Consider the following 15,473-nt stretch of genomic DNA (forward strand, 5'->3'; position numbering starts at 1 on the left):
CGACGGGTTCGATGACGGGAGTCGTGGAGAAGATCGCGGCCTACGGCGCCTGTTGCCGTCCTGTGACAGTTGTGGCGCGAGCATGACGAACCCCGCTGCCCAGGCAGTGGGACAGCGGGGTTCTCGGGGTGTCGGGGCCGGTCAGGGGGCCGTGCCGGGGCTGAACACCGACAGGAAGACGGACGAGGAGTTCCCGGAGACGGGCACCGCTCCGCCCGTCCACGCGACCTTCAGCGAGTCGCGCTCGTCCGGCGGTGTCACCAGCAGCGCGGCCGGGGTGGCCGTCTTGGCACCGCTGATACCGGGGTTGGAGAAGGTCAGCCCCGCCCAGGCGCTCTGCCCGGGCCTGAGGGTGATCGTCGTCGGGGTGCCCGACTCGCGCTTGGGGTCCGATCCGAGCTGGCTGCCGGAGGCGCTCATGAACGCCGCACCCGGATAGCCGTGCACGGTGCAGGTCCGGCCGGACCTGTTGGTGAGGACGACCGGGAAGTTCTCCTGGCCGGCGCCCGGGTCGTTGCGGCCCACCGAGGCGCGCAGCTCGGAGGTGTGGCAGCGGGTGCTCGCCGCGGGCGTGGCCGTGTTGCCGCCGCTCGCGGAGGGGGCCGCCTTCGAGGGGGAGGACGGGGCGGCGCCGGTGGACGTGCCGGACCGGGCGGACGTGGTCGACGCCGGGCTCTTCGTGGTGCCCGTCGCCGGCGCGGCCGTACCGGAGGCCGTGATGGGCGGGTTGCTGTGGACGTCCTTGCCGTTGCCGCAGGCGGACAGGAGGCCCAGCACGGCGACCGTGCCCACGAGCAGGGCCCCGTGCCGCGCGGACCGGGGGGTGTACACCATGTCGCTCAACACTCCTGGAGGGTCAGGGCACGCGCCGGAACGCGTGCCTCGAGGCGCGGGTGCGCCGTCCTCACCTTCCGATGCGCGCAACGCCGGAAGAGTTCGGCACACGCAGGAATCTTTTCCCCGCCGTGGCCTTCGGCAGGCCTCAGGTCACGCTCAGCGAACGGACTATCCCTTCGGTCGCGTCCCCGGTGCCCCGCTGACGCACCTGCACGTACACCTGGGGCTGCGCGGCGCCGTGGGCCGGGATCAGCGCGGTCTCCGTGACCGAGCCGCCGTCCGGGCAGCCGCTCCAGGCCCGCACCAGACCGCGCCAGTCGGCGTCGGCGAAGGTGCGGCTGCCGGAGTAGCTGCAGCCCGTGTGCGCGAGGGCCTTCACCTTCGCGGTGACGTCGCCGTGCTCGCTCAGCCCGACGAACACGCCGTCCACCGCCCTGCCCAGATCGGGCCACCGGGTCAGGTCGTCGGCCACCACCAGTCCCGGTTCGTGGCCCTTGCCGAGGCGCAGCGCGCCCGGGTCCCAGCCGGAGTCGCGCAGTTCGCGGCCGAAGCCCGCCGGCACCCTGACGGCCACCCGCCCGGTCGCGTCCGCGACCCGCACCTGGTCCGAGGAGCCGCCGTGCTGGATCGCCAGGGTCACCGCGGCCGCGGCCGCCGCCGCGGTGAGGACCGCGGTCAGGGACAGGGTGACCGTGTTCAGCCGGCCGCGCACACCGTCCAGCCGCCGGGCGGGCCGGAGCGCGGGCGGCCCCGCCGCCAGCCGGCCGAGCTCGTCCGCGAACACCTGCGCGCCGGGCCAGCGGCGTGCCCGGTCCGGCTCCAGCGCGCGCAGCAGCGCCCGCTCCACGTCCTCGCCGAGGTCCGGCCGCAGCCGCCGGGGCGGTACGACCCGACCCGGCGGGCCCGGCACGGCCCCGGTGACCAGCTCGTAGCCGACCGCGCCCAGGCTGTAGACGTCGGCCCGCTCGTCGATGCCCGCGCCGGGCTCGGCCTGCTCGGGCGGCTGATAGCCCGCCGAGCCCGCCGCCAGCGTGAGCACAGAGGCCTGCGCGAGGCTCTTGGCGAGCCCCAGATCGGCCAGCAGCACCCGCCGGGTGCCGTCCGGGGCGGTGTGCAGCAGCACGTTGGTCGGCTTGATGTCCCGGTGCACGATCCCCGCCTCGTGCAGCGCGGCGGCGGCCCGCGCGGCCTCCGCCGTCAGCGCCAGCGCGTGCCCCACCGGCAGCGGCCCGCCCTCCAGCAGGTCGGCGAGGGTGCCGCCGTCGGCGTACTCCATCACGAAGTACGGCCTGCCGTCGGGGAGTTCACCGATGTCGTAGACCTGCACCACCCGGCTGGAGCCGGCCCGGCGCAGCAGCCGTGCCTCGGACAGGAAGCGGTCCCTGATGTCGAGCCGGTGCGACCAGTTCTCGGCGAGGACCTTCACCGCGACCGGGGCCTGGAGCTCGTCGTCGTGGGCGAGCCAGACCGTGGCGAAGGCGCCGGTGCCCAGCGGCCGTGCGAGGCGGTAGCGGCCGATCCGCCCTGGGGATTGCATACGACTATCATGCCTGGCCTGAGATCGACTCGAAGGGGGACCCCGGTGCAGGACCAGGCGCCGATGGAAGACCTCGCCCGGCGGGCCGCCGCTGGCGACGGAGCGGCCCTGGACCGGCTGCTCACCGAGATCCGGCCGGAGGTCCTGCGCCGCTGCGGGCGCTTCCTGCCGTGCCGGGAGGACGCCGAGGAGGCCGCCCAGGACGCGCTGCTCCAGGTGGCCCGGCACATCGCGGCCTTCGAGGGCCGCAGCCGCTTCGGCACCTGGCTGTACACGGTGGTCGCCAACTGCTGCCGGCAGAAGTACCGCGAGCTGAAGCGGCGGGCCGCCGAGCAGCCGGCCGCCATCGAGCCTTCGCACGCCGTCGACCCGCGCACCACCAGCGTGATCGCCGGCTCCCGGGTGGACCTGCTGGAGGCGCTGGAGCGGTTGGAGCGGACTCATCCGCACCTGGTCGCGCCGCTGGTCTACCGGGACATCTGCCAACTGGACTACGCGGAGGTCGCCGAGCGCGTGGGCATCCCCCTCGGCACCCTGAAGTCCCGTCTGCACGAGGCCCGCAAACAGGTACGTCCGTGGCTGGCGGGTTCCTGAGCGCCGCCGCTCCCGCTGGAAGCCCTGCTGGCCTGGAAGCCCTGCTGCTCTAGAAGCCCTGCTGGTCCTGCTCGAACAGGGGCAGTTCCGCCCAGATCGTCTTGCCCTCCGGGGTGTGCCGGCTGCCCCAGCGCTGGGTGAGCTGGGCGACCAGCAGCAGGCCGCGGCCGCCCTCGTCGAAGAACTTGGCCCGGCGCAGGTGCGGGGCGGTGTGGCTGGTGTCGGAGACCTCGCAGATCAGCGTGGTCGCGTCGTGGATCAGCCGCAGCCGGATGGGAGGCGAGCCGTACCGGATGGCGTTGGTGACCAGCTCGCTCACCACCAGCTCCGCCGTGAACGCGGCCTCGCTCAGCCCCCAGGCGTCCAGCTGCTCCACGACCTGCTTGCGGATGGGCGCGACCAGTGCAGGGTCGGCCGGGATGTCCCAGGTCGCCACCTGCGTGGCGGGCAGGCCCTGGGTGCGGGCGAGCAGCAGGGCCACGTCGTCCGCGGAGCCCCCCGGCGGCAGCAGGGTGTGCAGGACGCGGTCGCACGCCCCGTCCAGGGAGTCCGCGTACGTGCCGAGCGCCTCGTAGAGCATCTCCCGGCTCGCCTCCGGGTCCCGCTCCCGTGACCACACCAGACCGTCCGTGTACAGCGCGAGGACGGTGCCCTCGGGCAGTTCCACCTCGGTGGCCTCGAAGGGCAGCCCGCCCAGCCCCAGCGGGGGACCGGCGGGCACCTCCAGGGCCTGGGGCGCGCCGCCCGGCCGCAGGACCACCGGCGCCGGATGCCCGGCGCGGGCCACCGTGCAGCGCCTGGACACCGGGTCGTAGACGGCGTACACACACGTCGCGCCGGCCTCTCCGGGACTGCCGGCCTCCCCGGGGCCGGCGCCGGCGCCGGACTCGTCCGACAGCCGGACCACCAGGTCGTCCAGGTGGGTCAGCAGTTCGTCGGGGGCGAGGTCGATGTCGGCGAGGGTGCGCACCGCGGTCCGTAGTCGGCCCATGGTGGCCGAGGCCTCGACGCCGTGCCCGACGACGTCCCCGACGACCATCGCGACCCGCATCCCGGACAGCGGGATCACGTCGAACCAGTCGCCGCCCACGCCGGCCCGCGCGGCCGGCAGGTAGCGCGAGGAGGCCTCCAGCGCGGCCGTGCGGGGCAGTGTGCGCGGCAGCAGGCTGCGCTGGAGCGCGAGCGCGGTCTCGCGCTCACGGGAGTAGCGGCGGGCGTTGTCGATGCAGACGGCGGCCCTTGTGGTGATCTCCTCGGCGAGCAGCCGGTCGTCCGCGGTGAACGGATCCGCCCACCGGTGCCGTGCGAACACCGCGACACCCAGGGTGAGCCCGCGGGCCTGGATGGGCACCGACATCGAGGAGTGGATGCCGAACCTGCGCACCTGCTCGCCCCGCGCGGTGCTCCAGGTCAGCCACGACCGCATCTCGCCCGCCGCCACCGAGGCGATGATCGTGTGGCCCGCGGTCAGCGAGTCCGCCTGGGGAGAGCCGGCCGGGTACTCCTCGGTCGAGCCGGCCTGCGTCACCGCCTCCGGCACGCCGTCCAGGACCGAGTGGTGGGCGGCCCGGCGCAGGGTGAGCGGCGCCGAGGGGCGGGCCGGGGGCTCGCCGCCGTAGTCCTGCGGATCCAGCAGGTCGACGGTGACGAAGTCCGCGAGCGCCGGCACGCACACGTCCGCCAGCTCCTGTGCCGTACGGGTGACGTCCAGCGTGCTGCCGATACGCACGCTCGCCTCGTTCACCAGCTGCAGCCGCTGGCGGGCCCGGTAGTTTTCGGTGACGTCGTGCTTGGCCAGACACACCCCGCGCACCCGGCCCTGAGCGTCCCTGACCGGGGCGATCCGGGCGAGCCAGGCGTGGGCGCGGTCCTCGCCGCCGGTGCGCATGTACGTGTGCACGTCCAGCGGGCTGCCGGTGGTCAGCACCTGGAGCATGCCCTGCTCCAGGTCCTCGCTCTGCGGTTTGCCGCCGATCTCCGTGAGCCGCAGCCCGCGTACGTGCTCCTCCGGCAGACCGACGACATCGGCCATCGCGTCGTTCATCCGGCGCAGCCGCAGTTCGGCGTCGTACACGGCGACGGCGCACGGCGACTGGATCAGGCCCGCGGCGGCGAGCGGGTCGTCCTCGGCGGGCGGTATCGGGTCGGCCAGCGGGGTGACCACGAGCCAGTTGCCGCCGTGTCCGGCGCGCGCCGGACGGCGGTGGGCGAGCAGCCAGACGGGGACGGTACGGCCGTCCCGGTGGCGCAATCCGAGTGTTCCCTCCCAGCGGGGGCCGACGGGCGGGGCCGGGGCGTCCTGCCCGGCCAGCAGCTGGGCGGCGGGGCGGCCCAGGACGGACTCCGCCGGGTGGCCGAGCAGGCGCCTGGCGCCCTCGTTCCACTCGACCAGCGTGCCGTCGTCGTCGATGACAGCCCGGGCCGTCGCCGCATCGTCGAACGGATAGACCCGGCTCATCGTCGCCGCTCCCAAGCGCACACTCACAGTGAACAGGTGGCACCTCTCGCGTTCCAGCCTAGTGCTTCGGGGACTCCGGTGGACCGCAACCGCCGTCCACCTGGCCGGTCGGTCGAACACGGTCAAGGGGGAAATCCGGCCGATGTGCCGGTGGTGGCTCTCCCGGTGCTCCCGACCCTTGACGATCGCGTGTGGCGATCCGTCAGAATCTGTTTGTTAACGAGTAGTTGTGAGTGCTTCTGGGCCCTGATGAGGGAGAGTCGGCATGACGGTCACTCGCCGATCGGTTCTGGTCGCCGCCACCGCGACACCCGCGGCCGGTGCGCTGCTGAGCATCCCGGCGCCGCCGGCCGCCGCCGGGGCGTCCGCCGGTGCCGGCGGACGCCACACCGTGCCCCTGCGGGACGGCTGGCGCTTCGCCCTGGTCGATCCGGGCGGCGTCACCGATCCCACCGGCGCCTATGCACGGGCCGCCGATCCCGGTTACGACGACTCGGCCTGGCGCGAGGTCGCCGTCCCGCACGACTGGAGCATCGAGCAGACCCCCACCACCGACCACGGCACCACCGGCGGCACCGGCTTCCTCCCGGGCGGCCTCGGCTGGTACCGGCTCGCCTTCACCCTGCCGCCCGCCTGCGCCGGCAAGCGGATCTCGGTGGAGTTCGACGGCGTCTACATGGACTCGTACGTCTACTGCAACGGCACGGAAGCCGGCCGCCACCCGTACGGCTACACCGGCTTCGCCCTCGACCTCACCGGCCTCGTGCACACCGACGGCAGCACGCCGAACGTGCTCGCGGTGAAGGTGCAGAACCAGCTGCCGAGCAGCCGCTGGTACTCCGGCAGCGGCATCTACCGCGAGGCCCGGCTCCTCGTCACCGAACCGGTGCACGTGGCACGCTGGGGCACCTGCGTGACGACCCCCGACGTCTCCGCTGGCGGCGCCCTGGTCCGGGTGGCCACCACGGTGGTGAACGAGTCCGGCACCGGCACGGACGTCCGGATCCTGTCCCGCATCACCGGCCCCGACGGCCGCACGGTCGCCCGCGCGTCCACCACGGCCGCCGTCTCCGACCGGACCACCGAGACCCATGAACTGACCGTCGGCAAGCCCCTGTTGTGGGACTTCGCGACCCCGCAGCACCGCTACACCCTGCACACCGAACTGCGTGTCGCGGGCCGCACCACCGACACCTGCAGCACACCCTTCGGCATCCGCACCTACCGCTTCGACCCCGACGAGGGCTTCTCCCTCAACGGCACGTACACCAAGATCAAGGGTGTCGACCTGCACCACGACCAGGGCGCGCTGGGGTCGGCGATCAGCGTCGACGCGGTCCGCAGACAGATGCGGATCATGAAGTCCATGGGGGTCAACGCCTTCCGCACCTCCCACAACCCGCCCTCACCGCAGATGATCCAGGTCTGCGAGGAGCTCGGGATCGTGATGATGGTGGAGGCCTTCGACTGCTGGAAGACCGGCAAGACGAAGTACGACTACGGCCGCTTCTTCGACGAGTGGTGCGAGAAGGACGCCACGGAGATGGTGCTGGCCGCCCGGAACTCACCGGCCGTCGTCCTGTGGTCCATCGGCAACGAGATCCCCGACTCCACCTCCACCGCCGGGCTCGCGATGGCCGACCGGATCATCGGCGCGATCAAGGCCGCCGACGACACCCGCCCGGTCGTGATCGGCTCGAACAAGTACCACGGCGTACCCGCCCAGGGCTCGGCGGCCGACCTGATGCTCGCCAAGCTCGACGGCCTGGGCCTCAACTACAACACGGCCAAGTCGGTGGACGCGCTCCACGCCCGGTACCCGCACCTGTTCCTCTTCGAGTCCGAGTCGTCCTCGGAGACCTCGACCCGGGGGACGTACCAGGAGCCCGAACACCTCAACACCGGCGAGAACCACACGCCGGGCCGGCGGGAGACCTCCTCCTACGACAACAACCTCGCCTCCTGGACGATGAGCGGCGAGTACGGCCACAAGAAGGACCGGGACCGCAAGTGGTTCGCGGGCCAGTTCCTGTGGTCCGGCATCGACTACATCGGCGAACCCACCCCGTACGACGTCTTCCCGGTCAAGGCGTCCTTCTTCGGCGCGGTCGACACGGCCGGGTTCCCGAAGGACATGTACCACCTCTTCAGGAGCCAGTGGACCACCGAGCCGATGGTCCATCTGCTGCCGATGACCTGGAACCACGAGGAGGGCGACACGGTCGAGGTCTGGGCGTACGCGAACGTGCCGTCGGTCGAACTGTTCCTCAACGGAAAGTCCCTCGGGGTACGGCAGTTCGACGTCAAGCGGACCACCGACGGCCGCGGCTACCTGGAGACCACCGAGGCGACGGGCGACGACAAGACCTTCACCGACGGCCCCTACCCGGGCAGTTACACCAGCCCCAACGGCAGCGCGGGGAAGCTGCACCTGACCTGGAAGGTGCCCTACCGGCCGGGCGAGCTGAAGGCCGTGGCCCGGCGGGACGGGAAGGAGGTCGCCACCGACGTACTCCGCACGGCCGGTGCCGCGCACGCCGTACGCCTCACCGCCGACCGCTCGTCGCTCGCCGCCGACGGCCGTTCGCTGGTCTTCGTCACCGCCGAGATCGTCGACGCGCACGGCGTGGTGGTGCCCGACGCCGGGCACCTCATCACCTTCGGCGTCACCGGCGGCTCCCTGGCCGGGGTCGACAACGGCCGCGAGGAGAGCGCCGAGCGCTACCAGGCGAGCACCCGCACCGCGTTCCACGGCAAGGCCCTCGCCATCGTCCGCTCCGGCACGAAGCCCGGCCCGCTGACGGTCACCGCGCGGGCGGACGGCCTGCGCACCGGCACGGCGAGCGTGCCCACCACCCCGGCGCGCGACACCGCGGGCACCCCGGCGGCCGGCTTCCAGCCTGACCGTCCGTCGCCCCCGGACTACCCTTGTGCGGACGCCAGTTACTCCGGCCGCCCGGACACCCTGCCCGCCGCGATGCTCGACGGCGACCCCGCCACCGGCTGGTCCAACGCCTTCGTCAAGTCGGCCACCGCGCTGCTGCCCGCGTTCAACGGCGCTCGCGCCGAGGACTGGGTCTCGGTCGACTTCGGGCGTACCCGGACCTTCGACCGGGTGGCGGTCTCCTTCACGGTGGATGCCACCCACGCGCTGCCCGCGAAGGCCGACGTGGCGGTGTGGAACGGGCGTGCCTACGTCCCGGTCACCGGCGCGAAGACGGAATGGGCCACCGCGTCGGACAGCCCGACGGTGATCACCTTCGACGCGGTACGGGGCTCCCGGCTGCGCCTGACGCTCACGAGCGCCTACCCGGGGCAGGGGAAGGGGGCGGTGCGGATCAGCAGGCTGGACGTGTGACGGCGGACCCAGCCCGGTGATCCTCTGAGAATCCTCAATTGTCTTGCCGGGCACGCACGGTGACGGCCACGGTGATCCCATGGCAGCTCTCGCGGGACTGAACAGGAAACACAACGTCGTGCTCGTCATCCGGGACGCGGACATGGTCGCGGCGGCATTGCGGCGGGCGCTGGCCGAGGCATCGCCCGAGGAGCGCCCGGGCCTGGAGCGTGCCGCCGCACTCGTCGAGTCCACCGCCGCCGCCACCGAGGGAGAGCTGCGGGCTCGTTGGGTCCGCTCCCGGCTGGCCGCCGTCGGCTTCGCCGGGGACATCGCCTCGATCGCGGCGCTGAAGGCGCTGCGCCAGGCGGAGCCGCAGCTCAGCCTGGTGGTGTCGGTGCAACTGCAGAAGGACGCCGTGGCTCATCCGGAGTGACCGGCCCGTCCGCCGACGAAACCGCGTGCCCTCACGCCGCGTCGTGGAACACCAGCCCGAGCGTGCGCCGTCGGCCCGACCGTACGGTGCTCACCCCGTGCCGCATCGCCCCGGCCGACCAGCCTCGGCGGGTGCGGACGGGGCGGTCCCGGGTGGTGAAGACCAGGCCGTGGCCCCGGCGCAGGATGCTCGTCGTGCCCCGGGACTGGGCGCGTGGGCGCTGTTCGACCATGAGGAACTCGCCGCCGGTGTAGTCGGTGCCGTACGTGTCCAGCGCGACCACCACCTGGAGCGGGAAGACCAGCTCGCCGAACACGTCCCGGTGCAGGGCGTTCCAGTCGCCCGGACCGTAGCTGAGCAGGATCTGCGCCGAGCGGTCCTGGCCCGCGGCATGACAGCGCTCCAGCCACTCCTCGAGGGAGTCGGGCCAGGGCGCCGGCCGTCCCAGGCGGGCCGCCCAGTCCCGGGCCACCGGCAGCAGCCGGGGCCAGAGCGCGGCGCGCAGCGCGGCCACCGGGGCGGGCAGGTCGTGGGTGAAGTAGCGGTACTCCCCGGAGCCGAACCGGTGCCGGGCCAGATCGACCGTCGTCCGGAACAGTTCCGGCTTGTCGTAGAGCGCGGCCAGGTCGGCGCACTCGGCCGGGGAGAGGAACGGGCCCGTGGGCGCGCTGCCGTGCTCGTCCAGCTCGGCGGCGAGCGCGGCCCAGTCCGTGCGGGCCACCCGGCGGCGGGCCTCGGCCGGGGTCAGCGTCATCACGTCCTCCCTCACAGCAGGGCCGGCTGCAGCGCGCCCTCGTGCGTGAGCAGCCACAGCTTGCGCTCGACTCCGGCCGCGTATCCGCGCATCGAGCCGTCCGCGCCGATCACCCGGTGACAGGGGCGGACGAGCAGGAGGGGGTTGGCGCCGAGTGCCCGGCCCACCGCGCGCAGGTCGGCCCGCGGCACGCCCAGCCGGGCGGCCAGCTCGCCGTACGTGGTCGTCGTGCCGTGGGGGATGTCCTCGAGGGCCTGCCACACGGCCCGCTGGAACGGGGTGCCGGTGGCGGCGAGCGGAAGCTCGAAACGGGTCCGGCGGCCCTCGAAGTAGGCATCCAGCTGCCGGTGCACCTCGGCGAAAGGCCCGTCGTCGCGGTCCTCGGCGCCTACGGCGGGTGCGCCGCGCTGCCCCGGCATGCCGAGCGAGCCGAGCGTCAGGCCGGCCGGCGAGACCGTGCCGGTCAGCAGCAGGTCGCCCAGCGGGCTCGGGTGGACGGTGTGAACGGTGCTCGTGCTCATGGCAGGGCTCCTGTGGTCGTGCTGTCGGCTTCTTCCGCGCTGTCGAGTCTGCTGCTTCGCGCGCCGCGTGACCGGCGGGAATCGGACATGGCCCTCGGGCCCCGCGGGTACCGCCGGGAAGGGCGTCTGACCTGGTGATATTTACGGGTAAGTACCCGCGCGGTACCGTAAGGGGCATGCCAGCTCTCAATGTGGAGTTCAGTGAACGGGAACTCGAGGACCTGCGGCAGATCGCCAAGGAGCGCGGTACGTCGATGAAGGCCCTCGTGCGCGAGGCCGCCGCCGCCGACATCGCCCGGCACCGGGCCCTGCAGGAGGGCGCCGAGGCCTTCCGTCAGTTCTTCGCCGCGCACGCCGAGGAGTTCGCCGCGGCCTTCCCCGACGACGAGTCACCCGCGAAGGACGAGGCCGCCTGACGCATGCCCTCCGTCATCCACATCGACGTCCCCTGGCTGCTCCAGCGCCACGAGGAGGTCCTGCCCGACCAGCCCGCTGTCGACGACTTCTCCGCGCTGGTCGCCGCCGTCGCCCGGCACCGCGTGGATCCGCCCCGGCTCGGCGTGGACTCCGACCCCGCCTGGCGGGCCGCCGCCCTGCTGCACACCCTCACCCTGCTCAAGCCGCTGCCCGCGGCCAACGCCCGCTTCGCCTGCGCGACCGCCGTGGCCTACATGTTCGTCAGCGGCGTCGGCATCGACCCGCCCTACGGCGCCCTCGTCGACCTCGCCCGCGATCTGATCTCCGGCAAGACCGACGTGTACGGCGCGGCCGACCGGTTGCGGTCCTGGCAGATCTGAGCGGACCCGCGCGGGCCCGTCCCGCCCCGGCCGGCGGGGGAAGCCGCCGGGGCCGCCGGCCGGGGCAGGCCGGGCGGGGCGGGCCGGGCGGGGCGGGCCGCCGGCCGAGGGCAGGAGGAACGGGGCCGGCGGCCGGTTGCGCGGCCTTTCCGAGGGGCCGGCCCCAGTCCACTACCTGGCCGCACACCCCGGAAGCGTGCGCGGAGCCGCCGCCGTGTGCGCGTGCTTCACACGGGGCGCATGAAATACCGAAAGCCGAGGCAGGGGGAGCAGACAGCGGGCCGTATTCTGACTTTCCTTCAAAACTGCCGATGTCCTGCGGGCGCCTTGTTGCTCGTGTGGAAGTTGTGCAAGGGTTGAAAGGACCGTGTGGGGGGTAAAATCAGAAGTTCTTCCAGCAGTTGCGGAACTTCACCGGCCGAGCACCGGCCAATTCCTTCCCCGCGCGTCGCCGAGGTACGCATCAACGCACGTCGCACCAAAGGAATCCGCTCAGTGCCAACCCCCCACCCCCCTCGTCCTCCCTATCCGCCGCCGGGCGGCGACCCCGGGGAGTCCGACGAGTCGCTCGCCGGTCCGCTGCGGGCCGGCTCCGACGCGGAGGCCTCCCGGTCCGCCGCCCTGCTGATGGCCCGGCACTGGCAGCCCGCGCAGGACTACGCGGTCGTCTGCCTGGCCCTTTCCGGGCCGCTCGCCCATATGGTCACCGCCACCGCCTTCCATCAGGTCCTCGGCCGGCTGGCGCTCGGCGAACCCGCGGAGGCGCTGCGTCCGCGGCTGCTCGTGGCGGTCCGGGACACGGTCGTCAACTGGTCCGGCACCGACCGGATCACCGCCGTACTGCCCGGACTCGGGAAACCCGCCGGGGGCCGCGGTATGCGCGCCGCCAAGACCCTGATACCGGAAAACCGCGCCCTCTCCGACCGCTCGTTCCACGCCCTTCCCCGGCCGGAGCAGGCGCTGCTGTGGCACATCGAGGTCGAGGCCGAGCCGATAACCGTTCCCGCCGGACTACTCGGCATGGACGTCGAGAGCGCGGCGGGCGCGCTGGCACAGGCGCGCGAGAAATTCCGCGAGGGTCTGGTACGCGCCCACCGGGAACTCGCGCCCGGCAAGGAATGCCGCTACTACAACCGCCTGCTCGACGCGCCGATCCGCCGCGGCGGCGCCGGCGCCCTGCTGCCCGACGTGCAGGAGCACCTGTCCGCCTGCTCCTACTGCCGCCACGCCGCCGAGCAACTGGGCCACGCCGACGCCGCGTTGGGCGTGCTGCTCGCCGAGGCCGTGCTCGGCTGGGGCGCCCGCCGCTACCTCGACTCGCGTCCCGGCCGCCGCCCCGGTCCCGGCCGCACCCGCGGTGGCTCCCGGCGCTCCGGCGGACGCCGGCGCGGCGGCGACAGGCGCGACAGGCCCGGTCTGTTCACCCGCGTCGCCCCGCCCGGCAGCCGGCGGCGCGCGGACGACGAACCCGGACCGCTCGCCCGGATCCAGGGCACCGCCTGGTCGTCCCGGACGCTGCTCACCGGAGTCGGCGTGGCCTCGGCGGGGTTGCTCGCGACCGTCCTGGCGATCAGCGTGTGGCCGGCCGGCGGCGACGGCACCGACCCGGTCGCCTCCACCAGCGCCGTCCCCGGCAGCGCCGCCGGCCGGTCCCCGAACACCTCCGCCACCGCGCCCGGCGCCACGGCACTGCCCGCCGCCGGCCGACCCGCCCGGCTGCGCAACGCGGCCGTCGGCCTGTGCCTGGACATCAAGGGCGCACCGAAGGCCGGTGCGGGCGCGGTCCTCGCCGTCTGCTCCCCGGCACCGACCCAGCAGTGGACGTACGAGCCCGACGGGCGCCTGCGCAGCGCGGCCGCCGCGGGGCTGTGCCTGGACTCGCACGCCGACGCCGGCGTGGTCATCCTCGGCACCTGCGCCGACGCCGGCGACCGGCGGGGCGACGACGTGCGCTACGACCTCACCGCGCAGGGCGAGTTGCTGCCCCGCTGGGACCGGACACTGGCCCTCGCCACCACCGCCGGGAACGCGGGCGCCGACCTCGTCGTCAAGGTCCGCGACGGCTCGGCCGGGCAGCGCTGGACGACCGACGCGGCCACGGCGAGCCCGGGCTCGCTCTCCATCGCCGGGACGGGAGGTCCGGCGCCCCGAAGGGGCGCGGGCCTCGTCTGATGTGCGGCTACGCCGGCTGGGCGCGACCGGGCACGACGGCGCCGGGTACGTGTGACGGCCTGTCGTGGCACCCCGCGGAGCGCTCGGCACGGGTCAGGACGGGTCCTCGACCAGGTCCGCCCCGGACACCGTCCCCGGACCGGTGTGCCCGGACAGAGCCAGCGTCAGATCCAGCTCCGCCAGCACGCACCGGATGACATGCTCCACGCCGGCCTGTCCGTCCAGTCCGAGCCCGTAGACGTACGGCCGGCCCAGGAGCACCGCCCGCGCGCCGAGGGCCAGCGCCTTGAACGCGTCGTCGCCGGTGCGCACCCCGCTGTCGAACAGCACCGTCAGCCGGTCGCCGACCGCGTCCGCGACCCGGGGCAGCGCATCGGCCGCGGCGACCGAACCGGCCACCTGCCGGCCGCCGTGGTTGGACACCACCACGCCGTCCACCCCGGCGTCGGCGGCGAGCCGGGCGTCGTCCGGGTGCAGGATGCCCTTGAGGACGATCGGACCGTCCCAGTGCTCCCGCAGGAACGCCAGGTCCGGCCAGGTGTGGCCCGCGTCCCCGAACAGGCCGAGGAAGTGCAGCACCGCCGCGTTGGGGTCCTCGTGCACGGGCTTGGCGAGCCCCGCCTGGAACGCCGGGTCGGTGAAGTAGTTCGCCGTGCCCACCCCGTGCAGGAACGGCAGATACGCCTGGTCCAGGTCGCGCGGCCGCCACGCCAGCAACGGGGTGTCCAGGGTGACCACGAGCACCGAGAACCCGGCGGCCTTCGCCCGGCTCAGGAAACTCCGCGTCACCTCACGGTCCTTGCCCCAGTACAGCTGGAACCACCGCTCGGCGTCCCCCATCGCCGCCGCGACCTGCTCCATCGGTGTGCTCGACGCCGAGGAGAGGACGTAGGGCACGCCCTGCGCGGCGGCGGCCCGGGCGGCGGCGGACTCGGCGTCCGGATGCATGATCGACAGCACTCCGACGGGCGCCAGGGCCAGCGGCGCCGGCAGCGCCCGGCCGAGCACCTCGCACGACAGATCGCGCTCGGCCACGTCACGCAGCATGCGCGGCACGATCCGGCGCCGGGCGAGCGCGGCCCGGTTCGCGCGGGCCGTGCTGCCGTCGCCCGCGCTTCCCGCCACATACCCCACCGGGCCCGGACCGAGCCGGTGTTCGGCCAGCTCCTCCAGCCGGGTCAGGTCCGTGGGGAGGCGGGGCACGGCACCCGTCGTCCCGTTCAGATAGATCTCGTACTGGAAATCAGCCCAGTGCTTCGCCATCCGGCCGTCCCGCCTCTCGTCGCTGAGTCCGCGTGCAGCCCGACGATACTGGCGGGTAGCCGGGGGCCTCAGCGGCGGGTGGCCGCCTCGTTCAGAATGCGCACCAGGTCCGTCGGCGTGGAGAACATCGGCCAGTGCCCGGTGTTCAGCTCCACGAGCTCCCACCGCCCGCCCTCCAGGGCCTCGGCCACGGCGGGCAGCAGTGTGGTGCCGTTGAGCACGCACTTGATGTACGTCGCCGGCAGGTCGCCCAACGGCCGCTTGAGCGCGGCCGGTTCGTCGAGCGTGGCACCGGGGTGCGGAGTGCCGTCGGCGCGGATGCGGTCGATCTGCTCGTCGGTGAGGCCCTGGCCCGCGTAGGCGGCCGCGGGCAGGGTGGGCCACACGCCGCCGTGCTCGGTGAGCGACCGCCGGATGTGGTCGCTGTCGAACCCGTCGAGGAACGACACGCCGTCCGCGGGCACGTTGGAGTCGACGTACACGACACGGCGCAGCCGGTCACCGATCCGCTCGGCCGCCTGCCCGACGGGGACGCCCGAGTAACTGTGCCCGACCAGGACGACGTCCCGCAGATCCAGCCGCTCGACCTCCCGCACGATGTCCCGGACGTGCGTCTCCTGCCCCGCGGGCACGTCCTTCTTCTCGGCGAGTCCGGACAACGTCAGGGCGTGGACGTCGCGTCCGGCGGCGCGCAGTCCGGGCGCCACCTCGTCCCACGCCCATGCCCCCAGCCACGCGCCCGCCACCAGTACGAAGTGAGTCATGGC

Annotated in this window: 13 protein-coding genes; 6 read left to right on the forward strand and 7 right to left on the reverse strand. The window is 73.6% G+C overall.

Annotated features, from left to right (window positions below):
• Positions 1–141: 141 nt before the first annotated feature.
• On the reverse strand, positions 142–834 hold the full coding sequence (locus LMU33_RS29935; RefSeq protein WP_228623751.1) for a DUF4232 domain-containing protein: 693 nt from the start codon (positions 832–834) through the stop codon (positions 142–144).
• A gap of 148 nt (positions 835–982) precedes the next feature.
• A complete protein-coding gene (locus tag LMU33_RS29940) occupies positions 983–2,374 on the reverse strand; it encodes a serine/threonine-protein kinase (RefSeq protein WP_228623752.1) in 1,392 nt (463 codons plus the stop codon).
• A 45-nt stretch (positions 2,375–2,419) separates the two neighbouring features.
• Here LMU33_RS29940 and LMU33_RS29945 point away from each other — a divergent pair, with 45 nt between their 5' ends.
• A complete protein-coding gene (locus LMU33_RS29945) occupies positions 2,420–2,968 on the forward strand; it encodes an RNA polymerase sigma factor (protein ID WP_228623753.1) in 549 nt (182 codons plus the stop codon).
• Between the two features lie 49 nt (positions 2,969–3,017).
• Here the strand turns inward: LMU33_RS29945 and LMU33_RS29950 are convergent, their stop codons facing one another.
• Positions 3,018–5,426, reverse strand: coding sequence for a SpoIIE family protein phosphatase (locus tag LMU33_RS29950; RefSeq protein WP_228623754.1), 2,409 nt, complete (start codon positions 5,424–5,426; stop codon positions 3,018–3,020).
• Between the two features lie 265 nt (positions 5,427–5,691).
• Here LMU33_RS29950 and LMU33_RS29955 point away from each other — a divergent pair, with 265 nt between their 5' ends.
• Together LMU33_RS29955 and LMU33_RS29960 are read left to right on the forward strand one after the other, a co-directional pair.
• Entirely contained in the window at positions 5,692–8,784 is a 3,093-nt protein-coding gene (locus LMU33_RS29955) for a glycoside hydrolase family 2 TIM barrel-domain containing protein (protein ID WP_228623755.1), read from the forward strand.
• A gap of 79 nt (positions 8,785–8,863) precedes the next feature.
• Positions 8,864–9,199 (forward strand): hypothetical protein, encoded by a 336-nt coding sequence (locus LMU33_RS29960; protein WP_228623756.1) that lies wholly within the window; start codon positions 8,864–8,866, stop codon positions 9,197–9,199.
• Positions 9,200–9,230: 31 nt separating this feature from the next.
• Here LMU33_RS29960 and LMU33_RS29965 read toward each other — a convergent pair whose 3' ends face one another.
• Both LMU33_RS29965 and LMU33_RS29970 read right to left on the reverse strand, forming a co-directional pair.
• Positions 9,231–9,953 (reverse strand): 2OG-Fe(II) oxygenase, encoded by a 723-nt coding sequence (locus LMU33_RS29965; protein ID WP_228623757.1) that lies wholly within the window; start codon positions 9,951–9,953, stop codon positions 9,231–9,233.
• A gap of 11 nt (positions 9,954–9,964) precedes the next feature.
• Entirely contained in the window at positions 9,965–10,474 is a 510-nt protein-coding gene (locus LMU33_RS29970; RefSeq protein ID WP_228623758.1) for a methylated-DNA--[protein]-cysteine S-methyltransferase, read from the reverse strand.
• 176 nt (positions 10,475–10,650) lie between these two features.
• Between LMU33_RS29970 and LMU33_RS29975 the strand changes: the two genes are divergently transcribed.
• The 3 genes from LMU33_RS29975 to LMU33_RS29985 all read left to right on the forward strand — a co-directional run bounded on the left by LMU33_RS29975 (position 10,651) and on the right by LMU33_RS29985 (position 13,443).
• Positions 10,651–10,890 (forward strand): hypothetical protein, encoded by a 240-nt coding sequence (locus tag LMU33_RS29975; RefSeq protein ID WP_228623759.1) that lies wholly within the window; start codon positions 10,651–10,653, stop codon positions 10,888–10,890.
• 3 nt (positions 10,891–10,893) lie between these two features.
• Positions 10,894–11,271: a toxin Doc gene (locus LMU33_RS29980; RefSeq protein WP_228623760.1), complete on the forward strand. Its 378-nt coding sequence runs from the start codon at positions 10,894–10,896 to the stop codon at positions 11,269–11,271.
• 495 nt (positions 11,272–11,766) lie between these two features.
• Positions 11,767–13,443 (forward strand): RICIN domain-containing protein, encoded by a 1,677-nt coding sequence (locus LMU33_RS29985; protein WP_228623761.1) that lies wholly within the window; start codon positions 11,767–11,769, stop codon positions 13,441–13,443.
• Between the two features lie 93 nt (positions 13,444–13,536).
• Here the strand turns inward: LMU33_RS29985 and LMU33_RS29990 are convergent, their stop codons facing one another.
• Both LMU33_RS29990 and LMU33_RS29995 read right to left on the reverse strand, forming a co-directional pair.
• Entirely contained in the window at positions 13,537–14,706 is a 1,170-nt protein-coding gene (locus tag LMU33_RS29990; protein WP_228623762.1) for a lactate 2-monooxygenase, read from the reverse strand.
• Positions 14,707–14,774: 68 nt separating this feature from the next.
• A complete protein-coding gene (locus LMU33_RS29995) occupies positions 14,775–15,470 on the reverse strand; it encodes an alpha/beta fold hydrolase (RefSeq protein WP_228623763.1) in 696 nt (231 codons plus the stop codon).
• Positions 15,471–15,473 lie beyond the last annotated feature (3 nt).

The organism is Streptomyces barringtoniae, assembly GCF_020819595.1.
GTDB classification, from domain to species: domain Bacteria; phylum Actinomycetota; class Actinomycetes; order Streptomycetales; family Streptomycetaceae; genus Streptomyces; species Streptomyces barringtoniae.